The organism is Methylotenera sp. (genome assembly GCF_030653755.1).
Taxonomy (GTDB): Bacteria; Pseudomonadota; Gammaproteobacteria; order Burkholderiales; family Methylophilaceae; genus Methylotenera.
Window position 1 is genome coordinate 55894 of record NZ_JAURYU010000045.1, and the last position, 26148, is coordinate 82041.

Genomic DNA, 26148 nt, shown 5'->3' on the forward strand with positions numbered 1-26148 from the left:
AATTGAAGAACTTGTAAACTGAAGAACCTGTCTGCGGTTTTAAAAGCAAACACTTTTAAAACCGCATAGATATCAATATTATTTCTTAGCTGCTGACAACATACGCTCAATTTCTTTATAAGGCTGCGCTCCCAGCATGCGCTTACCATCAGAAAATATTAAGGTCGGCGTGCTCGTAACACCGATTTTTCTTGCAAGCTCCCCAACCCTCTCTAACGGTACATCACAACTGCCAGCACTGCTTGCTAGTTGATCTCTTAGTATCCAATCTTCCCATGCTTTTACACGGTCTTTAGCGCACCAAATTGATTTTGATTTGTTTGCAGCATCAGGATGCAACTGTTCGATTGGGTACAAGAATGTATAAATGGTAACGTCAGTAATATTGCTCAGTTCGTTACGCTCTAGCCTTTTGCAATAAGGGCAGTCAACGTCAGAGAAAACGACCAACTTACGACTACCATCTCCCTTAACAACCTTGATTGCCTGACTTAAAGGCAGGGTAGAGAAATCAATTTTAGTCAACTCTTCCAACCGCTCACCAGTGATATCTTTTTTAGTTTTTGGATCAACTAAACGCCCTTCTGCGATTAAGAATGAGAGTTTTTCATCTGTATAAATAATCTGGCCACCCATGAATACTTCATAAAGCCCAGCATAAGGCGTCTTTGTCACTTTTTCTACTTTAAACTTAGGGTAAGCAGCTTCAACCGCTTTTTTCACACTAGCTTCGTCCGCCACAGCAAACGTTGCAAACGCGCTTAACAATGCAACACTAACGATCTTTTTTAACATCTAATTTCCTTTAAGTAATAGTAGGTAACGCATAATAGGATAACGCTTCAAACAAATATAAAGAATACAACTGAGCTAAGTAGATATCTCACTAAAGTGAAATGGCATTTGCAATTAACATTTTTTTGATTGCCTGCTGGTTTGTCGCAGACAATCCCCAGTTCCTTACATGCTTAACTACAGAATGGGAGCTTTCAAACAAATGATAGAGACCGTTTGTTAAAGAGACCATGTTTAGCAAGTCAACTTTTCTTATTCTAGCGTATTGTTTAAGTAAGGCTTTGTCGTTAATAGGCTGATAAGTGTGTTTACTCTCTAACAGATCAAGAAAATCAATCACATCTCTAAAACCTAAATTAACACCCTGACCAGCCATTGGATGAACACGATGGGCTGCATCACCTATCAATATAACTGACGAGGTAACGATCTGATTAGCTTGTTTGAGCATTAAGGGAAAGCTTGCAGGCTTACCTATGGGTGACATAGCACCTAAGCTGCTACTCCCTGCCCGCATTACTTCATTGGCAAATACATCAAGAGGCAACTTCATGAGTGCCTCAGCATGTGCTGTAGGTGCGGACCACACAATTGATATCTTATTTTCTGGTAAGGGCAACCAAGCTAGTACGCCACCCCTACCCGTTGCGTCATGCGTAAACCACTGTCTTGCTATGTGCTCATGTGATTTTTCTGTTAAGAAATTTGCAACAATTGCTGTTTGCTCATAATCTTTATGTTGCACCCCAACATCAAGCTGTTGCCGAACCCATGAGTTAGCGCCATCTGCGGCCAGTAATAAAGTACTTTCTATTGTTTGCTGATTATCCAAGGTCAACAAAGTGTGCTGTGGGGAGGATTTAATCGCTAAACACTCATGCCCTGTTAACATGCGGACATCGCTAGCCTCTATCCATTGCAGCAGCGCATCTTTTAGCAATCGTTCCTCTATGATATAACCTAAGCCATCTGCGTTTACATCTTCAGCATGCAGACTTAACGGTTGCGAGGTTGTATCGCCCCATATCTCCATCGCCTGCATCTCAGTGATACGATTTGTATCCATTAGGGGCCAAATATCTAACTGACTTAGCCATTGCATATTGTTAGGACTAATTGCATAGATGCGCTGATCCCAATCATCTGCTGGATAACGCAAACGTTGCTGCGTTTGACTATCGACCAACACAACCTGATACCCAGCTTGAACCAAAGCAACGGTTGCAGCCAACCCCACAAGCCCTGCACCTACAATCGTTACATCTGTTTTTAATTGAGTGGCTGTCATTTCCCAAAACTCATTTTACGCACCAAGTGACGTTTAACAGGCTTAACGATATCAAACAAGCCTAAGCCTGCGCTTCTTAATTTGGCGAAGCCTAAAATGTCATTTGAGAAAATATTGACAAGAAAATCTGTAAATAACAGACCATTTTTAGTGTCAGTTTTTCGGCTTGCACGATATGCAGCTAACATCTCTTTAGTGCCAATGTCTCCTGCCGCCGTGTTCATTATTTGTTGCGCTAATACTTCAGCATCACGCAGCCCAACATTAAAGCCTTGTCCAGCAACAGGGTGCATTGTTTGCGCAGCATTGCCAATCACGACAAGATGTGGCGTGTCCACCGTTTGTAATTGTGATAGCTTCAATGGAAAGGTCATGCGTTTTTCTACGGTTAAAAAACGTCCAACACGATCTCCAAATTGCGCATGGAATTGTGTTAGAAACTCAGCGTCACTTAAATCCAGCAATGGCGATATCAATGCTTGCTTGCCTGTCCACACCAATGAAAAATCTCGTTCACCGTTAGGTAGTAACGCCATGGGGCCATCAGAGGTAAATCGTTCAAAAGCTATATTATGATGAGGCAACTCAGCACTAACCTTAGTGATTAAGGCATCATGCCCATACTCTTTAGTCTCACGCTTTAAACCTGCGGCTTCTTCCAAACTACGCCCACCATCTGCCAGCACTGCTAGCGGGCTATTTAGCTGGACAATTTCGCCGTGACGGCGATAACGGATAGTCGCTTGGTTCACATCATAGGTAATCGCCTCAGCCTGCGCTTCATCAACAAACTCAACGATGGGGAATCGTTGCAATTCAGCATTGAGCACGGTACATAAGGCACCGTAAGATAATACATAACCAAGCGCTTCTTGCTGATAATCCGATGCTTGCAGGATGCTACGACCTAGACTACCTTTTTGCGACACATGAATCGTATTAATGGGGGTAGCATAAGCAGATAAAGACTGCCAGATACCTAGTTTTTCAAGAATCTGTCTAGTGCCATAAGACAAAGCAAGCGCGCGCGTATCTTGATTTGCTGCGCCTTGTTTACGCACTTCAAGCACAGTACTGGCAATATTATGTTTAGCCAACAGTAACGATAGCACCATACCAACTGGCCCACCGCCTACAATCGCAATATTTCCTGATGTTGATATCATTGGTTAACCACGCATCAGCGCCTCAATATCAGCCACAGATTTTGGCGCATCTAGTGTTAAAACTTCACATACACCATCTGTCACCAACACATCATCTTCTATGCGAATACCGATATTCCAAAAATGTTCTGGCACATTATCTGCTGGCCTAATGTAACAACCAGGCTCCACTGTGAGTGTCATACCTGCCTCTAACTTACGCCAATCACCCACTTTATTTTTATACTCACCAGCATCATGCACATCTAAACCTAGCCAGTGCCCAGTTCGGTGCATATAGAACTGACGATAAGCGCCACTTTCCAATACAGCATCTTTACTACCTTGACACAGCTTCATGTCAATAAAGCCTTGCACCAAAACATCTAACGCGGCCTCATGTGGTGAGTTCCAATGATTTCTTACTGTGACTTGTGCAATTGCCGCGGTTTGTGCAGCTAAGACTAAATCATATACATCTCTTTGCGCTGCGCTAAACTTACCATTCACAGGAAAAGTGCGTGTTATGTCCGAAGCATATCCATCTAACTCACATCCAGCGTCAATCAGCAACAGATCGCCATCTTTCAATACACTATTATTGGCGTTGTAGTGCAAAGTGCAGGCATTCGCCCCTCCTGCCACGATGCTGGTATAAGCTGGGGCCTGCGCACCTGACCGATAAAATTCATGGAGAAACTCCGCCTCCACCTCATACTCCATTTGACCCGCACGCACATACTGCATGGCGCGCGCATGAGCACATGAAGCGATTTTGGCAGACTGTCGCATCAGGTCTAATTCGTAGCTAGATTTATAAAGCCGCATCTCATCGACCAACTTACGCACATCCACGACGCCATCAGGGGCGCTCATACCGCTTCTGGCTTGCGCTTTCACTTGATTTAACCAGCTAGTGACACGAGCATCCCAAGCCACATCGGCGCCTAAGCTATAAAACAATTTTGGTTGATTTGCCAATAACTTAGGCATCAACTCATCTAAGGTATTAAAACTGTATGCTTGATCAAAACCAAATTCATGCTTTGTGGCGTCTGGCCCATAGCGGAAACCATCCCAAATCTCACGCTCAATATCTTTATCGCGACAGAAAAGTATACTTTTACTATCTTCTCCTGCAACCAATACCAACAAAGCTTCTGGCTCTTTAAAACCTGTTAGATAGTAAAAATAGCTATCAAACCGATATGGATAATGGCTATCACGGTTTCGAATCAGCTCGGGCGAAGTTGGGACAATGGCAATACCATCACCCATCGCTTTGATAAGCTGATGACGGCGCGCTTTAAATTCATTTAAATTAAACATGTTAGGTTAGTTTCTCTTCTAAGCTTTAAACTCTGACCAAGGCTTTCAACTCTGACCAAGTAACTGCTGATTTAGTGCCATTAAACGTTCAGGCGTGCCTATATCGTGCCAAACACCTTTAAAATGTTCGGCTGTCGCTTTATTGTTAGCGATCGCTTGCCTTAACAAGGGCGCAAGTTTTGCGGGTTCTCCGCGCTTAATCTCAGCAAATAAGGCTGGGTGATAAACGCCAACACCAGAGAAGGTGAGCTTAATATCGCCTTCTAGCTTAATTGTCTCATTTTCAAAAAAAAAGTCGCCTTGACTGTGCTGTGGGGGGTTATCAATTAATACTAAATGCATTAATTTATTTGGTGCCAATACAAGATGTTCAAACGGGATGTCTGTAAACACATCTCCATTAATCACAAGAAATGGCTCACTACCCAATAGCTCAAGCGCATTGGCAATGCCGCCAGCAGTCTCTAGTGCCACATGCTCTGGGGAGTATTGAATATGCAAGCCCCATGTAGCACCATCCCCCAAAGCCGCCTCTATCTGGCTGCCTAGGTGCGCATGATTAATCACTACCTCTTTAAAGCCAGCTTGAGCCAAGTGTTCTAAATGCCAGACAATCAAAGGCTTTTCACCTACGGGCAACAACGGCTTAGGGGTGTGGTCAGTCAGTGGTCGCATCCGCTCTCCACGCCCTGCCGCCAATATCATCGCTTTCAAATTAGCACCTTTGGTCAAAAAACTGTTCTGTCATTATCTGGTTTTACTGCAGATGGCTAACTAAAAGGTATAACCGACTTGTGGTGTTGTACCTTCAAAACTCTCTAATAAGCGCAGCATTGGTTTTAACTCAATATAGCGCTCGCACACCTTACGCAAATACGTCATGACAAGCGGCATATCTTTTAAATAACCATCTTTACCATCACGATGGTAAAGCCTTGCAAAAATACCCAACACTTTAATATGACGCTGCGCACCCATATACTCAAAATCACGATAAAACTCGCTAAAGTCGTCAGGCACAGGAAGGTTTGCTTTTCGTGCAGCCTGCCAATAGCGCACACACCAATCAATGATCTGCTCCTCTTCCCAGCCGACATAGGCATCTTTCAACAAAGACACTAAGTCATAGGTAATCGGACCATATACCGCGTCCTGAAAATCCAACACGCCGGGATTATCTGCACAAACCATCAAGTTGCGCGCATGGTAGTCCCGATGCACATATACCTTACCTTGAGCCAAAATGTTTTGATTCAGTATCTCAAACGTTTTATGTAGGACAGCTTGCCATTTTTCATCTAAGGTAACATTGAGGTGTTTGCTAACATACCAATCTGGAAAAAGCTGCATTTCACGCGTGAGTAGTGCGGCATCATAATCAGGTAGCACATCTGGCTTACTCGCTAACTGTAATTTAATCAGCGCCATATTGGCATCATGATATAAATTCGGTGCGCTTTCTTTATTTAACTGACTTAAATAAGTGACATCTCCCAAATCACTCAGCAATAAAAAGCCATTTGCTAAATCCTGAGCAATCACTGTTGGCACATGCATACCAGCCCCGCCAAACAGCGCTGCAATTCTCACAAACGGCTCACAGTTTTCTTGTGGCGGTGGCGCATCCATTGCGATGAAGGTCTCTTCATCCCCATTGTCTGCAACCAGATGCACTCTGAAATAACGCCTAAAGCTTGCATCCGCAGAAGCGGTGCTTAGCCTAAATTCAGTAGATTTTAATACAGTGACTAACCACTCACTTAACTGCTGCTGCCTAACATCTTGTTGACCGTGATTCACATCTATCTTTCTAAATATTGATATATCTTGAGACCATGTATCGTTAACACTTCTATCCAAGTATAATTTGCCTTTAATTACAAATTAATACTGAAAAACTTAAAATCTTTTGTCTAAATTTAAGGTACTTACCGCAAGCTTAGCCAATTGCAAGAGCAATTTTTTGATTGCCAAAAATTGCAATATATGAGATTTTAACATCGATAAAATAAAAACAGTTTACCTATATACAGTGCTTCTAATTTCAACGTTAAACTCTACACATCGCCAGATGGTTTATTCATGCTAAAAAGTCGTTTTTTAGCTGCGATCTCCCCTATTGTATTTGCATACGCATTGCAATCGCACGCCAATGAAACTGCTCTTCCAGAGGTTGCACAATCAGAGAGCTTACCTATTAACGAGCAAGAGGCTGGTAGCATCGTCATCGATGGCGACAAACTAGAACTTCATCTTGATAGAAAAATGAGGGCCATCGGCAATGCATCCATCCATCAAGACGAGCAGAGCGCCTATGGCGATACTATCGAATATAACGTACAAAACGATGAGTTACATGTAACAGGTAATGCACGCATTGAAGTTGGCAATGCCACAATAACAGGGCCTGAGCTACGCATGCGTCTTTCAGAAAGCATTGGTGAAATGCGTGAAGCGTCGATCATCATGGAAAAGCAAGCCATTACACCCAAGCTAATGGATGACCAGACGTCAACTTCAAGAATCAGTAGTAAGAAAAATCCATACATTGGGAGTCAAAACGCAGCAAATGCATTCTTAGAGGACGATACAGGGACTAATAATTTCAGTGGGAATCAATTATCTTCAAGACCATCCAATGTTCGTGGCAATGCGGAAGCCATTTATTTTGATGGTGAAAACAGAAAGCGCTTAGTAGACGCACGTTACACAACCTGCCCAGTTGGCACGGATGACTGGTACATCAAAGCAAGTGAAATAACGCTAAATAACTACACCAATTCTGGCAGTGCTAAAAATGCATACATTGAATTTAAAGGTGTACCCCTTTTATACACACCATGGATAGATTTTTCATTTAACAATCAACGTAAAAGCGGATTGCTTGCACCTACCATCGGCAGTACAAGTCGTAGCGGCTTTGAGGTGTTAACACCGTTTTATTGGAATATCTCGCCCAATATGGATGCGACCCTTGCAGTACGCGCGCTTAGTAAGCGCGGCGTACAATTGCAGGGGGAGTTCAGGTACTTAGAAGAAAACTTCTCTGGTACCAACAGTGTAGAATATTTACCTAGCGACAGCCTAAGTAATGAAACTCGCTATTTCGCCAATCTAAAACACAGGCACCAACTGGGTAATGGATGGTCTGCTGGTTATAGCCTTGAGAAAGTATCAGATAATGAATACTTTTCAGAGCTATCTACACGAATTGTCACGACGAGCCGTATTAACTTACCGCAACAGTTTAACGTTGATTATGCAGATGACACTTGGCGCTTCAACGCGATTGCCCAAAAGTTTCAAACCTTAGACGACCTATCATACCCATATGAGCGCCTGCCACAAATGACACTAGTAGGTGACAAGCAATATGGTCATATTAATTTAAATCTATATAGCCAACTAGTTGCTTTCGACAGCAATAAAAACAGCCCTATCAGACCAACTGGCACTCGCGCCACGCTTTACCCCAGCGTTACCGTACCATTTACCCAACCTTTTGGTTACGTCACGCCCAAATTCGGCATTCATCACACGAGTTACAATCTAGACAATGTTCCAGCAAACCAAAGCTCACAACAGCGAACACTTCCAATATTTAGTCTAGACAGCGGATTGTTTTTTGATAGAGATTTTAAGATTGCTAACCGAGGTTATTCGCAAACCATTGAACCACGGTTGTTTTACGTTTACATACCTGGTAATAAGCAATCAGAAATTCCAATCTTTGATACCAGCTTAGCTGACTTAAACTTTTCCTCACTGTTTAATGAAAATCAATTCACAGGCAATGATCGCATCAATGACGCGAACCAGTTGAGCTTTGCACTGACTACGCGCTTTATTGAAAGCAGTAGTGGCACCGAACGTTTATCAGCTTCGATTGGTCAGCGCTATTACTTTTCAGACCAAGAGGTTGCGCTGGACTACAACAACCTCTCATCATTTCGCAAAAGCAACAGTTCAGACATCATCGCAGGTGTGACTGGTCAATTAAAAAACAGCTGGAGAATCGACACATTCTGGCAATACAATACTGATGACTCATCTGCAGTAAGAACAACCATGACAGGGCGATACAACCCTGAGCCTGGCAAAACGCTAAATTTAAGCTATAGCTATCGAAAAGATTTATTGGACCAATTCAACATTTCAAGCCAATGGCCTCTGAGTAAAGGCTGGTATGGTATTGGCCGAGTCAACTACTCGCTTCGTGAGAAAAGTATCATCGAAACGCTGGCAGGTTTAGAGTATGATGCAGGTTGCTGGCAAGCGCGTGGCGTGGTTCAACGCGTTAGTACGGCAACGGCAGATGCAAACTATGCATTATTTTTCCAACTTGAACTCGGCGGACTCGCTTCCATTGGCGCAAACCCATTATCAGTGATTAAACGAAATGTTCCAGGCTATGTCAGCTCTGGCTTCATTCCTGAAAATCCTCAACAATCATATTACGAGTAACTATGTTGCGTAACTTTATTAAAATTTCATTCTTAATTGCATTTAGTTTTAACCAATACAGTGCCTTAGCTGCTGACGTGGTCAAAATGGACCGCATTGTTGCAGTTGTCGACCAAACTGTCATTACTGAACAAGAGCTAGAAAGCCGCATTACCTCGTTGAGCGCTCAGTTGAGTAAACAAGGCACTGAGCTCCCAGAAGAGAGTATTCTGCGTAAGCAAATTCTGGAGCGTCTGATTTCTGATGCGCTTCAACTACAATATGCTGCACAAACAGGTATTAAAGTGGATGACACTCAGCTCGATAAAACCATTGAGCGTATCGCCGAACAGAACAAAATGACGACTCGTGAGTTTCACGATGCACTTAACCAAGATGGCATTAGCATCCGTAAGTTTAGAGCAGACATCCGCAACGAAATCATCATCGCTAGATTGCGTGAACGTGAAGTAGAAAGCCGAGTCAATGTTAGCGAATCAGAAATTGACAACTACTTAACGACGCAAGCTTCAAGCAATCAAAATCAAGATGAATATGAAATCTCTCATATTCTTATTCGCGTGCCTGAAGATGCAGCCCCAGAAGATGTACAGAAAGCAAAAGCAAAAGTAGATGAAGCATTAGCAGCCCTAGAAGCTGGTACCAGTTTTGCAAAAGTATCTGCTAGCCTCTCTGATGCGCCAAATGCACTAGAAGGTGGTAGTATCGGCTGGAAATCAAGCGCACAAGTACCAACCTTATTTTTAGATGCCTTAAAAACCATGCAAGCGGGCGACATTTCAGCAGCATTACGTAGCCCTAATGGGTTTCATATTCTAAAAGTGAACGACAAGCGCGGCGGCAGCTCCCCTCTGATTATTGAACAAACGCATGCGCGTCATATCCTGATTAAGCTTTCTGAAATTATGTCTGAAAAAGATGCAAAACAGAAAATGGACGGTATTAAAGAGCGCCTTGATAATGGTGAAAAATTTGAGGTGCTAGCACGTCAATTTTCAGAAGATGGTACAGCATCGAATGGGGGGGACTTAGGCTGGGTTAATCCAGGTGATACCGTACCCCAGTTTGAAAAAGCAATGAATATGCTTAAACAGGATGAAATCAGCGAACCTGTACTCAGCCCCTTTGGTTGGCATGTGATTCAGGTGATAGAACGTCGCAAACAAGATATGAGTAAAGAGGCTGCTCGTTTAAAAGCGCGTCAGGAAATTCGCACAAGGAAAGCGGATGAAGCTTATCAAGATTGGGTACGTGAGCTTCGAGATCGTGCATTCGTAGAACTTAGGCTTGAAGATAAGTTTTAATAGTACTAAATAACAGTACTCATTTAACTGCGCTAAACCAACACTATACTAAAGTGACAAAACCATTAACACGTATTGCTGTAACTGCAGGCGAGCCTGCCGGCATTGGCCCTGACCTGTGCATCATGTTGGCACATCAACCACTTGATGCGCAGTTAGTGGTAATTGCTAACGCAGAGATGCTGCGGGTTCGTGCAAAATCCCTCAATCTTGCACTTAACATCACGGCATATGACGCTAATACGCATCACACACACACAGGTACTGGGTCACTCACCGTTTTAGATTTATCAACAGAAAGCCCCGTGATTGCAGGCCAACTCAATACTAGCAACAGTGATTACGTACTAGAAACCTTAAAAAAAGCGGCTTTAGGCTGTATCAAAGGTGAGTTTGACGCCATGGTCACGGCACCTGTTCATAAAGGCATTATTAATGATGCCGGTATCGCTTTCAGCGGCCATACTGAGTTCTTGGCAGAATTAACCAATACAGCACAAGTAGTGATGATGCTGGTCGCGGGCAATCAATCAAACAGTATGCGCGTTGCGCTTGCCACCACGCATCTAGCGTTAAAAGATGTACCGCAGGCCATCACCAGAAAAAGCCTAGAAACGACTATTCGTATTTTGCATCATGATTTGGTCAATAAATTTGGTATTCAGAACCCTCGTATTTTAGTGGCGGGACTCAATCCTCATGCTGGAGAGGAAGGCTATCTAGGCCGTGAAGAAATAGAAGTGATTAACCCCATGCTAATCAACCTGCGCGAAGAAGGAATGAACCTGATTGGCGCATTGCCAGCTGACACCTTATTTGCAAAACACCATTTAAAAGATGCAGATGCCGTATTAGCGATGTATCACGACCAAGGACTACCTGTGTTAAAACATGCAAGCTTTGGTGAAGGGGTTAACGTCACATTAGGCTTACCGATTATTCGCACCTCAGTTGACCATGGCACCGCATTAAACCTTGCGGGCACAGGCAATATTGAAATTGGCAGTTTATTAGCAGCGATTCAATTAGCTATTCAACTTTCCAACAACAAGCCATTGCTTGCTTTGTAAACTTCCACAAGCACTTATCTATTATCGACTGACGCTATGAAACACATTGCAAAAAAACGCTTCGGACAAAACTTTCTGACTGACCAAGGTGTTATTTCTAGTTTGGTTGAATCCATCTCGCCAAAGAAAGATGACCTGATGGTAGAGATTGGGCCGGGCTTAGGCGCATTAACCAAACCGTTGATGCAACAACTAGAAATGCTACATGTAGTGGAAGTAGATCGTGACATTATTGCTTGGATGGAAAAAACCTATGTGCATAACAAAATCACTATCCACAATTCAGATGCGCTCAAATTTGATTTTTCAAGCCTGGGTAACGCAATTAGAGTGGTGGGCAATCTGCCGTATAACATTTCCACCCCTATCTTGTTTCACCTACTCGATAACGTAGCTGTAATCATTGATATGCACTTTATGCTACAAAAAGAAGTCGTAGAGCGCATGGTGGCAGCTCCTTCTACCGCCGCTTATGGAAGACTCAGCGTCATGTTGCAATACCGCTTGCAAATGGAGTATTTATTCACCGTACCTCCTGAAGCCTTTGACCCTGCACCCAAGGTCGAGTCAGCATTTGTACGCTGTGTACCTCATGCATCTTTACCATATACGGCAAAAGATGAAGCTTTATTTGCACAAATAGTCACGGCTGCATTTGGCCAACGCAGAAAAACGCTGCGCAACACACTCAAAGGCTTACTAAATGACGAAGGATTTGAGGCCGTAGGTATCGACTCACAACTTCGCGCTGAAAACCTAAGCGTTGCAGCGTTTGTGAACATCAGTAACTACCTAAGCCAGAAAAATTAAGTGTTACATCATCAATATCAACAAGAAATTGAGCCGATTAATCGCCTTAGCATCAATAATTTTAATTGGCTAGATTTAAGTAATGTCCACAGAGTACTCTGTGGTTAACGCTATTTTTAAGATAAAATCTACACTCAAACTTACAATTAAGGACTTCCAAACAATGCGAATCATTCTTTTAGGCGCTCCAGGTGCAGGCAAAGGCACTCAAGCTACTCACTTACGTGAGAAATTTAATATTCCACAAATTTCTACAGGCGATATGCTACGTGCAGCAGTAAAAGCTGGTACGCCGCTTGGCTTAGAAGCCAAGGCATTTATGGACAGCGGTGGATTAGTGCCTGATGCTGTGATTATCGGTCTAGTAAGTGAACGTATTAAAGAAGCTGATTGCGCCAATGGCTTTTTATTCGATGGTTTCCCACGCACCATTCCACAAGCAGAGGCGATGAAGAATGCAGGCGTAGGTATCGATTATGTGGTTGAAATTGACGTACCAGACGAAGCAATCATTGAACGCATGAGTGGTCGTCGTAGCCACCCAGCAAGCGGCCGCACTTACCACGTTAAATTTAATCCGCCAAAAGTAGAGGGTAAAGATGATGTGACTGGTGAAGATCTAGTACAACGCCCTGATGATGCAGCAGAAACAGTGAAAACACGTTTAGATGTTTACCACAGCCAAACCAAACCATTAGTGAAATACTACTCAGACTGGGCAAGCAGTGGCAACGCTGGCGCACCTAAACACATATTTGTGAACGGATTAGGTGATATGAACGTGATTCGTGACAATATTTTTGCAGCTTTAGTATAAAATCTAACTTAACAATCGTAATAAATGATTTTAAAATAGATCAGTAAACTAGCTATAGGAGAGGTCTTTATGCTCAAAAAAACATTTGATGATGAAATGCTCGAACGCATTATTGAGGCCTCTCTTATTTATATGTGCGCATGCCCGGCACAAGTCGCAAAAGAACTGTTAGACATGCGGCAACTTTATGCCTACCAACAAAACTGCCTGAGTAATAATCCATTAAACACTAAGGTACATGAACTGATTGCCGAGACAGTAACCGTCAATCATGAGCGCATGGAAGCAACACTAGATTCAATCCTTACCCTCGAGAACTGGGATCGTGAAACCCTGCAAATGCCAGAAGGCTTAAGAAAATTAAGAGATAAAATAATAGAAGAATCGTAGCAGCAGTCCTGACATCTCAATCAAGTCTAAAGATGAAAACTTTTTTAACGCTTTAGACTAGCCTTCATATTACTTTCCTGAGTAATTAGTACAAAACTCCAAAGTTGACTAATTTACTGACAAGCCTACATCTGTCAATATTCCCCCTCAATGATGTGTGTTTTGACACTTCGCTTATTCATACCCTACAAGGTATAATTCGATAATCTAAAAATTAACTCTTAAGCTACCTTCATGCAACAGCAATATCCTTTCAAAGACATTGAACAATCAGCACAAGCCTATTGGGAAACCAATCAAACCTTTGCGGCAAATGAACACTCTGACAAACCTAAATACTATTGTTTATCTATGTTCCCATACCCGAGCGGGCGTTTGCACATGGGGCATGTACGTAACTACACGATTGGTGATGTATTAAGCCGTTTTCATAAAATGAAAGGCTTCAATGTCATGCAGCCGATGGGCTGGGATGCATTTGGCCTGCCTGCTGAAAATGCAGCCATCAAAAACGAAACTGCGCCAGCCGCTTGGACTTATAGCAACATTGAGCACATGAAAGCTCAACTTAAACAACTGGGCTTGGGTGTAGACTGGAATCGTGAAATTGCGACCTGCAAGCCTGAGTATTACAAATGGGAGCAATGGCTGTTTACCGAGCTATTCAAAAAAGGCCTGATTTACAAAAAAACCTCAACAGTAAACTGGGACCCAGTGGATGGCACCGTACTTGCTAATGAACAGGTGATTGATGGTCGTGGCTGGCGCAGTGGTGCTTTAGTAGAAAAACGTGATATTCCACAGTACTTTATGAAAATCACGGCGTACGCCGAAGAGCTGCTTAACGACTTAGATCAGCTAGAGGGCTGGCCTGAACAAGTAAAAACCATGCAGCGCAACTGGATAGGTAAAAGCTACGGTTGCGAAGTGGAGTTCCCTATCGTTGGCCAAAACGACAATCTCAAGGTATATACCACACGCCCAGATACATTAATGGGGGCAACTTACGTTGCCGTTGCCGCAGAGCATGCACTAGCCACACAAGCCGCCCAAAACAACCCTGCATTGGCTGACTTTATTGCTGAATGCAAACGTGGTAGCGTAGCTGAAGCTGACGTTGCAACTGCCGAGAAAAAAGGCATGGCAACTGGCTTATTTGTCACGCACCCATTGAACGGCGAGCAGTTGCCAGTATGGGTGGCTAATTATGTATTGGCTAGCTACGGTGAAGGTGCAGTAATGGCTGTGCCTGCACATGACGAACGCGATTTCGAATTTGCTGGCAAATATAATTTACCAGTGAAAGCGGTTATTAAACATAGCGATACCGACACATTGCCAATGACTGAGCATGGCATCTTATTTGATTCAAAAGAGTTTGATGGCTTAGATTTTGATGGTGCAAGCACTGCCATTGCAACCGCCTTGTCATCTAAAAACTTAGGCAAGCGCCGCACACAGTACCGCCTGCGTGATTGGGGTGTTTCACGTCAACGTTACTGGGGCTGCCCAATTCCTATTGTTCATTGCCAAAGTTGCGGTGAAGTCCCTGTTCCAGGAGAACAACTACCAGTGGTATTGCCTGAAGATGTAGTGATGGATGGCGTTGGCTCCCCAATTAAAAAAGACCCAAGCTTTTATGAAACAACTTGTCCAACTTGTGGTGGCAATGCAACACGCGAAACAGATACCTTAGATACATTTTTTGAATCATCATGGTACTTTGCACGTTACGCTAGCTTTGATAGCACAACGGCGATGGCAGATGAGCGCGCTAACTACTGGCTACCTGTTGACCAATATGTAGGTGGTATTGAGCATGCGATTTTGCATCTATTATACGCACGCTTCTTTAACAAACTCATGCGTGATGTAGGGCTGATTAAAAACGATGAGCCATTTACAAACTTGCTTACACAAGGCATGGTACTTAAAGAAGGCACCAAAATGAGTAAATCTAAGGGCAACACAGTTGACCCGCAAGAGCTCATTGATACTTACGGTGCTGATACTGCGCGTTTATTCATGATGTTTGCCGCCCCACCAGAGCAAAGCTTAGAATGGGCAGACAGTGGCGTGCAAGGTGCACATCGCTTTTTACGCAGACTCTGGCAAGCCACTTATGACCACGTTGCGCTCGGTACTGTGGCAGCCTATACAGCTGGTGACTTAAATGCCGAACTTAAAACATTAAGACGCCAACTACATCTGACTATTGAAAAAGTAGCTGATGACTACGGCCGTCGTCATAGTTTTAACACAGCGATTTCATCAGTGATGGAGCTGATGAACGCGCTTGCAAAAGTCGAAGGTGTTGATGATGCCTCGCGTCAAGTACGCCAAGAGGTGTTACAGAACGCAGCGCTGTTACTATCACCAATTGTGCCGCACATTTGTCAGGCTTTATGGGCTGAGCTATGTCCAAACAGCCATATTCTTGATGCTGGCTGGCCAGTTGCAGATTTATCAGCGACAGTACAAGATAGTATCGAATATGTAATTCAGGTTAACGGAAAACTACGTGGCAGTATCACCGTTGCAAAATCTGAAAATAAAGAAAATTTAGAGAAGCTGGCTTTAGAGCAACCTTGCGTACAAAAATATATTGAAGAAAATATGAGTGTGCGCAAAGTAATTGTCGTACCAAATAAACTTATTAACGTCGTTGTGGGGTAAACCATGCAATACCTGAACTTAACATTTACACGTCATTTAAGTTGGGTCATTTTAGCCACCATGCTAATTTCAGCATGTGGCTTTCAATTGCGTGGCACAGCACCTTTAGCATTTACAAAACTGCACATACAAGGAGCAGGACTTAGCATAAAGAAAGATCTAAAGCGAGCCATTGAAACCAATGGCGTTAAGGTCGCTGAGCAAGCGGAAGATGCAGAAATGTTGGTTGATTTACTCAATGAAGCAAGTGAAAAACGCATTCTTTCTTTAAGTGGTCGTGGCTTGGTGAGAGAGTTTGAAGTTTACTATACAGTTAATTTCAGAACGCGTTATGCAAGCAATCCATTATGGGGAACAGCGCAAACCATTCAAATTCGTCGCGACTTCTCATATAACGATGACTCATTATTAGGTAAATTAGAAGAAGAAGCCAGATTAAATACCGACATGCGAAAAGAAGCGATCAGTGCAATATTGCGTCATCTTTCTGCTAAAACGCCTTATGTACAAGAAGCAACTCAATAAAGCAAGCTAATGCGTTTAACCCAAGCACAACTGGAGCCTCATTTAAAACAAGGCTTACAGCCAATCTATGTATTGGTAGGTGATGAGCCTTTAGCGCAACGCGAGTGTCTGGATGCGATTCGTGTTGCAGCCACCAACCAAGGCTTTGATGAGCGCACTAGCTTAATCGTTGAGCGTAGTTTTAGCTGGCAACAAATCCAGAATTTTGGTCAGTCGATTTCATTATTCTCCAGCCGCCGATTATTAGAATTAAATATTCCCAATGGAAAACCTGGCGTCGAAGGTGCCAAAGCATTACAAGCGTTAGCTGTTAAAGTATTACCAGATACCACGGTGATTATCATTTTGCCAACGCTTGAGCGGGATGCAAAAAATAGCGCATGGTTCTCAACGTTAGAAGCACATGCGCAAGTCATTACCCTCAATGAAGTAGAAGCTGCAAACCTACCAAAATGGATTGCTAACCGCCTCGCACAACAAGGACAGCATACCAGTATTCAAACATTAGAGTTTCTTGCACATCAAGTTGAAGGTAATCTGCTTGCAGCAAACCAAGAAGTACAAAAACTAAGCCTGCTCTACCCACAAGGTGAACTATCAGATGAAATCGTACGCGAAGCTGTCCTTAACGTATCACGTTACGATGCGTTCCAACTCGGTGAAGCTGTGCTTGCTGGTGATGCAGAGCGCACCGCAAGAATTCTGCAAGGCCTGCAAGATGAAGGTGAAACTGCCGTGGCCGTGATGAATCCGCTTATGTGGGTGTTACGTCCATTAGTACGCATCAAACAAGCGGAAATGCGTGGTAGTAATCTTACTACTGCGATGACTAATGCGCGCATTTATGGTGACAAACAAGCACTAGTAAAACGCGCACTAACGCGCTTAAGTCTGCGTCAGTTAGATGCTGCGCTACAAAAACTAGTGGACATTGATAAAATGGCCAAAGGCGTAATGCTGGGTGATGCTTGGCTAGAAATATCTAGGTTATGTTTTGGTTTGGCGAAGGTGCGTAGCCGCTAGCTTTTCAAACGCCCATTTATCTAACGCATATCATTTAACAATTATCAACTACACCTCATTGCCGTATCGCAAAAATGTTTTTTTATTAGCTGTAATAAAAAGTATAATTAATCATGAACATACAACAATACATGCAAAATATTGGCATAGAAGCACGCAAAGCCTCTCGCTTAATGGCAAGTGCCGAGACCAATCAAAAAAACACCGCACTCAAAGCCATTGCGGCAGCAATTCTACGTGAGAAGACAGCCTTACTTACAGCCAATCAATTGGACTTAGACGCAGCAAAAGCCAATGGCCTAGATGCTGCCATGCTAGATAGACTGGCCATTACTGAAAAATCCATCAACGGCATGGCTGAAGGCTTAATACAAATTGCGAGTCTTGCTGACCCAATCGGTGAAATGAGTAATTTTAAATATCGTCCAAGCGGTATTCAAATTGGTCAAATGCGCGTTCCATTAGGGGTGATCGGCATTATTTATGAGGCGCGTCCTAATGTGACTGTAGATGCTGCAGGCCTGTGCATCAAATCAGGCAATGCAGCTATTTTGCGTGGAGGCAGTGAGGCGATTCATTGCAATCAAGCCCTTGCAAAACTGGTACATGAAGGTCTTGCCGCAGCAGGTTTACCAACGAGCGCCGTACAAATTGTAGAAACTACAGATCGTGCAGCGGTAGGTGAATTAATCACCATGAAACAATACGTGGATGTCATTGTGCCACGTGGCGGAAAAGGCTTAATCGAGCGTATCTCCAATGATGCGCGTATCCCAGTGATTAAACATTTAGATGGCAACTGCCATGTGTATGTTGATGATGATGCAGACTTTGATAAAGCGTTGCGTATTCTAGAAAATAGCAAAACCCAACGACTTGGCACCTGCAACACCACAGAGTCATTGTTAATCGCACGTTCAGTTGCAAAAGAAATGTTGCCAAAACTAGCGGAAATGCTGACATCGCATGGGATTGAAATTCGCGGCTGCGCAGAAACTTGTGCGCTCGTCAATGAAGCAAAACCAGCCACAGAGCAAGACTACTATACGGAATATCTTGCAGCCATTATCTCGTGTAAGGTCGTGAGTGGTCTGGATGAAGCCATTGCACATATTAATCAGCATTCCTCTCAGCATACTGAAGCTATCGTCACTGAGAACTACACTAAAGCACGCAGGTTCTTACGTGAGGTGGATTCAAGTAGTGTAATGGTCAATGCATCTACGCGTTTTGCAGATGGTTTTGAGTACGGATTCGGTGCCGAAATTGGTATTTCAACGGATAAGCTACACGCACGTGGCCCAGTTGGCTTGGAAGGCCTCACTTCACTTAAATACATTGTGTTAGGTGATGGACACGTCCGTGCCTAATGCTAAAAACTCGTAGGATGACAGCCAAAAGTAGCCACCCTCCTCTTGCTTAAATGTAAACTAAATGAAAACCATCGGCATTCTTGGCGGCACGTTTAACCCTATCCACTATGGGCACTTACGCATGGCACAAGAGCTTGCCGAGGGTTTAGCCATTGATGCCATACGCTTTATCCCTGCCGCCAACCCACCACATAAAAGCACACATAACATTAGCGCATCGCATCGTGCTGCGATGGTAGATTTAGCCATTGCCAACAATCCATTATTCCACCTAGATGAGCAAGAGCTAAAAAGAACTGGTCACTCATACACCATGGATACACTGCTTAACTTGCGTGAGGAGTTGGGGCATGAAACAAGTATTATATTATTCATGGGTAGCGACGCCTTTACACAGTTTGACACTTGGCATCGCTGGCAAGAAATCATGACACAATGCCACATCGCCCTAGTGCAACGTCCTCAAGCCAGCAAAATTGAGCCTAATCATCAATTATCATCAACACTAGAAAACTTTCTGCACAGTCATTACACAGAAATAAGCGATGATTTACACGCAAGCCCAGCAGGCCATATCACAATGCAACAAATTACAGCCTTAGATATTTCATCCACAGCCATTCGTGATGGATTTCAGCATGGCAACTCTATACGCTACTTAATGCCAGATAGCGTCATAGATTACATTCAAACACATCAACTTTACAAATAACTAGCTACTCAAGCGATGATGATTAGCATAGAATAAACAATGCTTTATCATACAGCCGAATAGTGCATCCAAACAATGCGGCCGACCCATGCGAGTTTAACACCATGAAATACTATCTACAGAACATTGACCGAAAATTACCGTTTATTTTTCTATTAGCGCTGTCACTCATCGTGAGCGCCTGTGGGGTAAATCCTGTTACAAAAAAGCGTGAGTTTCAATTTGTCTCGGAAGCACAGGAAATCTCAATTGGCGCACAAAACTACTCACCTACTCGCCAATCTCAGGGCGGTGATTATGTGCTGGATCCAGAGCTGACAGCATATATACAAAGTGTTGGCAATAAATTAGCAGCAGTATCAGACCGCAAACTCCCTTATGAGTTTAATTTACTAAACGATTCAGTGCCCAACGCATGGGCGATGCCTGGTGGAAAAATCGCATTTAACCGCGGCCTGCTCTACGAGCTTAATAGCGAGGCAGAGTTAGCCGCCGTGATGGGGCATGAACTCGTACACGCAGCCGCTAGACATGGCGCGCAAGGTATGGAGCGTGGCGTATTGTTACAAGGCGCCATGATTGCTGTTGGCATTGGTGCACAAAACACAGACTATGCAAACCTCATTGTAGGCGGAGCACAAGCTGGCGCGCAGTTGGTGAATAGTAAATATGGTCGTGATGCCGAAAGCGAATCCGACTTATACGGCATGCAATATATGAAAAAAGCGGGTTACGACCCAGCCGCCGCCGTCACGTTGCAGGAAACATTTATACGATTAAGTGCCGACAGAAAAAGTAACTTTATCGAAGGCTTGTTTGCAAGCCACCCGCCGTCACAAGCCCGTGTAGATGCAAATAAAGAAACGCTTAAACTGATTGGCGCTGGCGGTGAATGGGGTAAAGAAATTTATGCCAAGAAAACAGCTAAATTAAGAGCAACCCAAGGTGCGTACAAAGCCTATGATGATGCAGTCAAAGCGCTCAGCGAAAAGAACCTAGATAAAGCAAAATCTTTAATTAACCAAGCAATCAAAGGCGAGCCACGAGAGGCTCGCTTTCAAGAGCTGTTAGGTGACATTGCACTGACAGAAAAAAAACCAGAAGAGGCATTAAAGTTATACGCAAAAGCCATCAATATGCAGCCTGATTACTTTAAGCCGCACATTCAAAGTGGCATTGCCTTATTTAATATGGGTAAAAAAACAGAAGCAGAACCATTCTTAAAACGTGCCAATGAGTTATTGCCAACAGCACCAGGACACGCACTATTAGGCCAAATTGCTGAAGGCCGCGGCCAAACAGATGTTGCATTACAGCACTACCAAGTAGCAGCCAGCTCTAACTCAGATATCGGTAAAGATGCGGTTGCCAGAGCTGTACGCATCGATTTGCCACGCAACCCTGCCAAGTACATTAAATCAGGCATACAAAGTGATCATTCAGGCAATTTATTTGCAGTCGTTCAAAACGACACGCCAGTAGTATTAAGCAGAGTGCAAGTCCGTGTCATTCAATACAATGCAAATGGACGCGCGATTGGGCAAAGTCAGCCATTACTGATTCATGGTGTAGCGTCAGGCAAACGTAATCAGGTTGCTGTAGGTACGCGAATTACAGACCCAAAAGCAATTAATTTTTACAAAGTGGTGGTCGAAAATGCGAGTATCTCAGAATAAAATTTGGAACGAAGCGTATTGCTTTGCTATCAAAAATCGGTGCTAAAACTCACTTCATTTTGCCAGCCAACCACACTAATACATGGCGCAGCGATACGTTGCTGTAAGCTTGCTAAGTTCTCATCAAAAACAGGCATATCCGCATCTACTTGATTAGCTACCCAGCCAACGAGTGTTAATCCTCGCGCTTGGATAGCCTCTACCGTAAGCAAGGCATGATTAATACAGCCTAAACGCATGCCTACTACCAAAATGAGGGGAATATTCAGTGTAACAGCCAAATCAGCTAAGGTTTCATGCTTATTCAATGGCACAAGAAAACCGCCAGCACCTTCTACGATTACCACATCCGCTAACTCAGTTAAATGATGATATGCCTGCTTAATTTTCTCACAGTCAACAATCTCTCCCACTTGCTCTGCGGCAATATGAGGCGCAATGGCAGGCGCAAAACGATAAAGATTAATGAGGTCTAACGGCGCAGCAACATTACTCGCTGTAGATAATGCAAGCACGTCATCATTGAGCAAATCGCCATCAGGGGTCTGCACGCAACCTGAAGCGATCGGCTTCATGCCTATTGTTTGATGCCCTTTATTAGCAAAGTGCCGTACCAAAGCACTGGCAACATAGGTTTTGCCTACGTTGGTATCGGTGCCAATAATAAAATAAGACTGTTTCATACGGGTTAGTTAGGTTGCGACAGAAATAGCACGATTACTTCTTACGTGTAAAATTGATTGGTACAGCACCATCAGGTAACACTTCTTTATCTTTAGCACGCCATGCATGCCCATAGACCACTTCAAATGTTGCAGGCAATTTTCCATCTTGTCTAAATCGCTCGTATTCAGCCTCTAGTTTCGTAAAGAAACCACGACCTAACAAACCTCTGGCACGGCCATCTGTTGCGTTGTGTGCGCCGATACTTTTGAGATCACGCATGACACTTTTCACATCATCATACGTTAGCGTAAACCGCTCTACATCTAATACTGGTGCGCTAAATCCAGCCCGCACTAAAGCATCGCCAATATCATGCATATCAATAAATCGACTTACACTCGTGTACTCACTATCACTCGCCGCACTGGTCGCTACTCGTAATTCACGCAAAGTATCTGGCCCAAAAGTGCTAAACATCAGCAAACCCTCTGGCTGCAATACACGATGAAACTGTTGTAAAGCCGCGTCCAAATCATTACACCACTGTATTGCCAGATTGGACCACACCAAGCTGACACTTGAATTGCTAATGGGTAAAGCCTCAATATCCGCACAAACTAAATTTTGCTTGGTTAGCCCGACAAAAGACTTGAGTAAATGTAACGCACCGATACTTGAGTACGTCTTACGGGTCTGTTGCAACATAGGATATGCAAAATCCAGTGACACCACTTGTGATGCTGGGTATTTTCTTTGTAGCGCGTGACTACCAAGCCCCGTGCCACAACCCGCGTCTAAAACCACCTGTGGATTTAATTTTACTAAATCTAGGCGGCCTAGCATTTCCTCACGCACCTGCTTTTGCAAAATAGCAGCTGCATCGTAAGTTTCAGCAGCACGACCAAAAGAGGCACGCGCACGCACTTTGTCTATGCGATAAATATCGTCTGTCATGTTGTTACTGCGCTTGGGGTTCTAAAAATTGGACAATCGCATCAATAAACTGCTCTTGATGTGATAAGAATGGCGCATGGGATGCACCCGCCATCACACGTAAGAAACCTACAGGCAGCGTTTTCATCATCCAATGGGCTGCTTGCACTGGTGCCAAAGTATCACGGTCTCCGTGTACTAGTAATGTAGGTTTTCTTAAATGTTCGATTTCTGCACGTAAATCTGTTTCTAATAATATATTCAATGCGCGATATAAAGTTTGCGATGTTGGCGTTGGGCGCTCAGCAAATTTATTACGTAATAATTTAACGGTACTTCTTGCGTCATTCGAGCCCATACACTGCAAGGTCAAAAACTGTGTCATGGTTTTGTGATAATCTTCATTGACACTATCTGCAAAGTTACCAAATACCTCTGGCTCAATGCCGATATCCCATGTGGATTTATACTCCACGCTATCTTGGTCAAAACTCTTATTCACAAAACAAGGTGTAGCACCTACTAGTACTAATCTACGCACTAGGTCTGGATAATCCAGTGCAATACGCATCGCGACCTGCGCGCCTAAAGACCAGCCGACAACATCCGCATGTGCGGGTAGCACTTCAGCCACCTTTTCTGCGGTAGCGTGTAGGTGAAATGGCTCTATCGGGCGGCTTAAGCCCATGCCTGGCAAATCTATAATATGCAGTGTGAATAATTTGCTCAGTTTTTTAACCAAAGGCTGCCATACAGCACCATTCATGCCCCATCCATGCAGCAATACAAGGTTCGGCCCCGTGCCTACTATTTCAACGTGGAGATGATTGGCAATCATGCACCAAGCTCACTTTCTGCCCGATGAATCGCGTCAACGAGCTTTTGCATATCATCCAATGTATGTGATGCTGATAGTGATATGCGCAACCTTGCAGTGCCAACAGGCACCGTAGGCGGACGAATTGCTGGTACTAAAATACCACAGGTTTGTAAATACTCACTTAGTGCTAATGCCTCTTTATTGCCACCTACCACCAACGGCTGAATTGAGGTATCTGAATCCATTAACTGCCATTGATTGAGCTTAAGGTTATTTTTCAAATAAGCGATTGAGCGGTTGAGATTTGCACGTAAATCATCACCTTGCTCAATCAACTTAACAGATGCCGAAAGCGTGGCTGACAAAGCTGGCGGTGCAGGTGTTGAATACACATAACTTTTAGCTTTTTGAATCAGATAGTCAATCACCACTTGCTCACCCGCCACAAAAGCACCTGCAACACCAGCGGCTTTACCTAAAGTAGCCATCATGATAATACGTGGTGATTTAATATTGAAGTGACTCAACGAGCCTTTGCCATGTTCGCCTAACACACCAAAACCATGCGCGTCATCTAAGTACAGGTAAGCGTCATATTTTTCGCAAAGTGCTAGATATTCAGGGATGGGTGCAATGTCTCCATCCATGCTAAACACTGCATCAGCAGCAATCAATTTATGTTTGGCGGTACTGGCCTGTAACAACTTTTCTAGCGCAGCCACATCATTGTGCGGGTAGCGTTGAAACTCTGCATGTGAGAAATAAGCACCGTCATTTAAACATGCATGATTTAACTTATCCGCGAATATTGCATCGCCTCGGCCTGTCAGTGCGCCAAGCACGCCAATATTTGCCATATATCCAGTAGAAAACAGAAGCGCAGCAGGTAAGTCAACAAATGTTGCAAGTTGCTTTTCTAAGGCATCATGATAGCGATGATGTCCAGTAATCAGGTTAGAAGCACCACTACCCACGCCAGAATCCCCAGCGGCTTTTTGCATGGCTACAATTAAATCAGGATGGTTCGCTAAGCCTAAGTAATCATTACTGCAAAAAGAAAGATACGGATGCTGATTCGCAACAATATGCTCAGCCTGGGGTGAGTCTAATAAACGACGCTGGCGCAACAAACCATCGGTTTTGCGCTGATCAAGTTCACGTTGTAAAGAAGCTAACATTGCGATGATTAAATCTTGTTAATGCCAAGTTTGGCAAATAATTGCTTGTCAGTTTCCGCTTCTGGGTTACCTGTCGTTAACAATTTTTCACCGTAGAAAATACTGTTTGCACCTGCCAAAAAGCACAAAGCCTGTATGCCTTCATGCATCGTCTGGCGCCCAGCAGACAAGCGTACAAAACTATTTGGCATGGTAATACGAGCGGCAGCGATGGTACGCACAAACTCTAATGGGTCTAACTCTTCAGTTCCGTGTAAAGGTGTACCTTCCACTTGGGTCAATAAGTTAATTGGCACGCTTTCTGGTGGGCGCTCCATATTAGCCAACTGTGCCAACAAACCAGCACGTTGATTACGTGACTCGCCCATCCCGATAATGCCGCCACTGCACACGTTGATATCAACGCTACGTACACGGTCTAATGTTTCCAATCGGTCTTGGTAAGTACGCGTAGTAATCACTTCACCGTAGAACTCTGGTGCTGTATCCAAGTTATGATTGTAATAATCTAAACCCGCGTCTTTTAACTGCTCAGCTTGTCCTTCTTTTAACATACCCAAAGTTGCGCAAGTTTCTAGGCCCATCGCTTTCACTTCTGCAATCATTTTAAGCACAGGGTCTAAATCGCGCTGTTTTGGGCCGCGCCAAGCAGCACCCATACAAAAACGGCTCGCGCCATTGTCTTTTGCCTCTTGTGCGGCAGCAATCACATCATCCAAAGCCATGAGTGGCTCACTTTCAACATCCGTATGATAACGAGCCGCTTGTGGACAATACCCACAGTCTTCAGAGCAACCGCCAGTTTTAATAGATAGCAGGGTACTCACTTGCACTGCATTCGGGTCGAAATTGGCACGATGTACATTTTGCGCTCGGTGCATCAAATCACTGAAAGGCATTTCAAACAAGTCAACAATCTCCGCCACACTCCAGCGATTCACGGTATTTTCTTCATGTGCATGTGTGCTACATGATTTATTTAAACCTGCCTTTAGGCTATCAGTATTGATAACCGCTTCATTAGTAGGTGTTGTTGCTTCTGAGTGAGTTGATGATTCAAGCATTGTATTTCCTTGTATATTTACTAAGGTATATTCACAAAAGTGGTGATTAAGTGAAATTGAGATAGAATTTAAGCGTGATTATACATTGTC

At 43.7% G+C, this 26148-nt stretch carries 23 protein-coding genes; 12 read left to right on the plus strand and 11 right to left on the minus strand.

The genetic code is table 11. The features are described from left to right. Positions 1-78: 78 nt before the first annotated feature. From Q7U33_RS08310 to Q7U33_RS08335, 6 genes are all read right to left on the minus strand, one after another. Positions 79-795 (minus strand): DsbC family protein, encoded by a 717-nt coding sequence (locus tag Q7U33_RS08310; RefSeq protein WP_304859659.1) that lies wholly within the window; start codon positions 793-795, stop codon positions 79-81. 91 nt (positions 796-886) lie between these two features. Then, positions 887-2083 carry an FAD-dependent monooxygenase gene (locus tag Q7U33_RS08315; RefSeq protein WP_304859662.1) on the minus strand — a complete coding sequence of 399 codons (1197 nt, stop codon included), beginning with the start codon at positions 2081-2083 and terminating at the stop codon, positions 887-889. Beyond that, entirely contained in the window at positions 2080-3249 is a 1170-nt protein-coding gene (locus Q7U33_RS08320) for an FAD-dependent monooxygenase (protein ID WP_304859665.1), read from the minus strand. Before Q7U33_RS08320 ends, Q7U33_RS08315 begins: the two co-directional genes overlap by 4 nt. 3 nt (positions 3250-3252) lie before the next feature. Beyond that, positions 3253-4557: an aminopeptidase P N-terminal domain-containing protein gene (locus tag Q7U33_RS08325; RefSeq protein WP_304859667.1), complete on the minus strand. Its 1305-nt coding sequence runs from the start codon at positions 4555-4557 to the stop codon at positions 3253-3255. Positions 4558-4602: 45 nt separating this feature from the next. Continuing rightward, complete coding sequence (murU, locus tag Q7U33_RS08330) at positions 4603-5262, minus strand: N-acetylmuramate alpha-1-phosphate uridylyltransferase MurU (RefSeq protein ID WP_304860194.1); 660 nt, start codon at positions 5260-5262, stop codon at positions 4603-4605. A 69-nt stretch (positions 5263-5331) separates the two neighbouring features. After that, positions 5332-6357 carry an aminoglycoside phosphotransferase family protein gene (locus Q7U33_RS08335; RefSeq protein ID WP_304860197.1) on the minus strand — a complete coding sequence of 342 codons (1026 nt, stop codon included), beginning with the start codon at positions 6355-6357 and terminating at the stop codon, positions 5332-5334. Between the two features lie 282 nt (positions 6358-6639). On the opposite strand from Q7U33_RS08335, the gene Q7U33_RS08340 reads away from it, so the two are divergent. The 12 genes from Q7U33_RS08340 to Q7U33_RS08395 all read left to right on the plus strand — a co-directional run bounded on the left by Q7U33_RS08340 (position 6640) and on the right by Q7U33_RS08395 (position 21397). Continuing rightward, positions 6640-9021, plus strand: a complete 2382-nt coding sequence (locus tag Q7U33_RS08340; RefSeq protein ID WP_304859669.1) for an LPS-assembly protein LptD — start codon at positions 6640-6642, stop codon at positions 9019-9021. Between the two features lie 2 nt (positions 9022-9023). Next, positions 9024-10325 (plus strand): peptidylprolyl isomerase, encoded by a 1302-nt coding sequence (locus Q7U33_RS08345; RefSeq protein WP_304859671.1) that lies wholly within the window; start codon positions 9024-9026, stop codon positions 10323-10325. A 53-nt stretch (positions 10326-10378) separates the two neighbouring features. After that, positions 10379-11395 carry a 4-hydroxythreonine-4-phosphate dehydrogenase PdxA gene (gene pdxA, locus Q7U33_RS08350; protein ID WP_304859674.1) on the plus strand — a complete coding sequence of 339 codons (1017 nt, stop codon included), beginning with the start codon at positions 10379-10381 and terminating at the stop codon, positions 11393-11395. A 36-nt stretch (positions 11396-11431) separates the two neighbouring features. Then, on the plus strand, positions 11432-12205 hold the full coding sequence (gene rsmA / locus Q7U33_RS08355; protein ID WP_304859676.1) for a 16S rRNA (adenine(1518)-N(6)/adenine(1519)-N(6))-dimethyltransferase RsmA: 774 nt from the start codon (positions 11432-11434) through the stop codon (positions 12203-12205). Between the two features lie 163 nt (positions 12206-12368). After that, positions 12369-13022: an adenylate kinase gene (adk, locus tag Q7U33_RS08360; RefSeq protein WP_304859678.1), complete on the plus strand. Its 654-nt coding sequence runs from the start codon at positions 12369-12371 to the stop codon at positions 13020-13022. A 69-nt stretch (positions 13023-13091) separates the two neighbouring features. Beyond that, the gene (locus Q7U33_RS08365) at positions 13092-13412 is read left to right on the plus strand and encodes a hypothetical protein (RefSeq protein WP_304859680.1); all 321 of its coding nucleotides are present in this window, start codon (positions 13092-13094) and stop codon (positions 13410-13412) included. 234 nt (positions 13413-13646) lie between these two features. Then, entirely contained in the window at positions 13647-16088 is a 2442-nt protein-coding gene (gene leuS / locus Q7U33_RS08370) for a leucine--tRNA ligase (protein ID WP_304859682.1), read from the plus strand. Positions 16089-16091: 3 nt separating this feature from the next. Further along, positions 16092-16613 (plus strand): LPS assembly lipoprotein LptE, encoded by a 522-nt coding sequence (lptE, locus tag Q7U33_RS08375; protein ID WP_304859685.1) that lies wholly within the window; start codon positions 16092-16094, stop codon positions 16611-16613. 9 nt (positions 16614-16622) lie between these two features. Next, on the plus strand, positions 16623-17636 hold the full coding sequence (gene holA / locus Q7U33_RS08380; RefSeq protein WP_304859687.1) for a DNA polymerase III subunit delta: 1014 nt from the start codon (positions 16623-16625) through the stop codon (positions 17634-17636). A 113-nt stretch (positions 17637-17749) separates the two neighbouring features. Beyond that, on the plus strand, positions 17750-19006 hold the full coding sequence (locus Q7U33_RS08385; RefSeq protein WP_304859689.1) for a glutamate-5-semialdehyde dehydrogenase: 1257 nt from the start codon (positions 17750-17752) through the stop codon (positions 19004-19006). A 64-nt stretch (positions 19007-19070) separates the two neighbouring features. Then, positions 19071-19721, plus strand: coding sequence for a nicotinate-nucleotide adenylyltransferase (nadD, locus tag Q7U33_RS08390; protein WP_304859691.1), 651 nt, complete (start codon positions 19071-19073; stop codon positions 19719-19721). Between the two features lie 104 nt (positions 19722-19825). Continuing rightward, positions 19826-21397 (plus strand): M48 family metalloprotease, encoded by a 1572-nt coding sequence (locus Q7U33_RS08395; RefSeq protein ID WP_304859693.1) that lies wholly within the window; start codon positions 19826-19828, stop codon positions 21395-21397. 29 nt (positions 21398-21426) lie between these two features. Here the strand turns inward: Q7U33_RS08395 and bioD are convergent, their stop codons facing one another. Genes bioD through bioB form a run of 5 tightly spaced genes read right to left on the minus strand, consistent with a single transcriptional unit; the run spans position 21427 to position 26058 of the window. Continuing rightward, complete coding sequence (bioD, locus tag Q7U33_RS08400) at positions 21427-22080, minus strand: dethiobiotin synthase (protein ID WP_304859696.1); 654 nt, start codon at positions 22078-22080, stop codon at positions 21427-21429. 34 nt (positions 22081-22114) lie between these two features. Next, positions 22115-23017, minus strand: coding sequence for a malonyl-ACP O-methyltransferase BioC (bioC, locus tag Q7U33_RS08405; protein WP_304859698.1), 903 nt, complete (start codon positions 23015-23017; stop codon positions 22115-22117). Positions 23018-23021: 4 nt separating this feature from the next. Then, entirely contained in the window at positions 23022-23834 is an 813-nt protein-coding gene (gene bioH / locus Q7U33_RS08410; protein WP_304859700.1) for a pimeloyl-ACP methyl ester esterase BioH, read from the minus strand. Further along, complete coding sequence (bioF, locus tag Q7U33_RS08415) at positions 23831-24994, minus strand: 8-amino-7-oxononanoate synthase (protein ID WP_304859702.1); 1164 nt, start codon at positions 24992-24994, stop codon at positions 23831-23833. Before bioF ends, bioH begins: the two co-directional genes overlap by 4 nt. Positions 24995-25002: 8 nt before the next feature. Continuing rightward, complete coding sequence (gene bioB, locus Q7U33_RS08420; protein WP_304859704.1) at positions 25003-26058, minus strand: biotin synthase BioB; 1056 nt, start codon at positions 26056-26058, stop codon at positions 25003-25005. Between the last annotated feature and the right edge of the window lie 90 nt (positions 26059-26148).

Coding starts and splice junctions, on each gene's coding strand:
- Q7U33_RS08310 (WP_304859659.1), bottom strand. CDS start 795: ATGTTAAAAAAGATCGTTAGTGTTGCATTGTTAAGCGCGTTTGCAACG.
- Q7U33_RS08315 (WP_304859662.1), bottom strand. CDS start 2,083: ATGACAGCCACTCAATTAAAAACAGATGTAACGATTGTAGGTGCAGGG.
- Q7U33_RS08320 (WP_304859665.1), bottom strand. CDS start 3,249: ATGATATCAACATCAGGAAATATTGCGATTGTAGGCGGTGGGCCAGTT.
- Q7U33_RS08325 (WP_304859667.1), bottom strand. CDS start 4,557: ATGTTTAATTTAAATGAATTTAAAGCGCGCCGTCATCAGCTTATCAAA.
- murU (WP_304860194.1), bottom strand. CDS start 5,262: ATGATATTGGCGGCAGGGCGTGGAGAGCGGATGCGACCACTGACTGAC.
- Q7U33_RS08340 (WP_304859669.1), top strand. CDS start 6,640: ATGCTAAAAAGTCGTTTTTTAGCTGCGATCTCCCCTATTGTATTTGCA.
- Q7U33_RS08345 (WP_304859671.1), top strand. CDS start 9,024: ATGTTGCGTAACTTTATTAAAATTTCATTCTTAATTGCATTTAGTTTT.
- rsmA (WP_304859676.1), top strand. CDS start 11,432: ATGAAACACATTGCAAAAAAACGCTTCGGACAAAACTTTCTGACTGAC.
- adk (WP_304859678.1), top strand. CDS start 12,369: ATGCGAATCATTCTTTTAGGCGCTCCAGGTGCAGGCAAAGGCACTCAA.
- Q7U33_RS08365 (WP_304859680.1), top strand. CDS start 13,092: ATGCTCAAAAAAACATTTGATGATGAAATGCTCGAACGCATTATTGAG.
- leuS (WP_304859682.1), top strand. CDS start 13,647: ATGCAACAGCAATATCCTTTCAAAGACATTGAACAATCAGCACAAGCC.
- lptE (WP_304859685.1), top strand. CDS start 16,092: ATGCAATACCTGAACTTAACATTTACACGTCATTTAAGTTGGGTCATT.
- holA (WP_304859687.1), top strand. CDS start 16,623: ATGCGTTTAACCCAAGCACAACTGGAGCCTCATTTAAAACAAGGCTTA.
- Q7U33_RS08385 (WP_304859689.1), top strand. CDS start 17,750: ATGAACATACAACAATACATGCAAAATATTGGCATAGAAGCACGCAAA.
- nadD (WP_304859691.1), top strand. CDS start 19,071: ATGAAAACCATCGGCATTCTTGGCGGCACGTTTAACCCTATCCACTAT.
- Q7U33_RS08395 (WP_304859693.1), top strand. CDS start 19,826: ATGAAATACTATCTACAGAACATTGACCGAAAATTACCGTTTATTTTT.
- bioD (WP_304859696.1), bottom strand. CDS start 22,080: ATGAAACAGTCTTATTTTATTATTGGCACCGATACCAACGTAGGCAAA.
- bioC (WP_304859698.1), bottom strand. CDS start 23,017: ATGACAGACGATATTTATCGCATAGACAAAGTGCGTGCGCGTGCCTCT.
- bioH (WP_304859700.1), bottom strand. CDS start 23,834: ATGATTGCCAATCATCTCCACGTTGAAATAGTAGGCACGGGGCCGAAC.
- bioF (WP_304859702.1), bottom strand. CDS start 24,994: ATGTTAGCTTCTTTACAACGTGAACTTGATCAGCGCAAAACCGATGGT.
- bioB (WP_304859704.1), bottom strand. CDS start 26,058: ATGCTTGAATCATCAACTCACTCAGAAGCAACAACACCTACTAATGAA.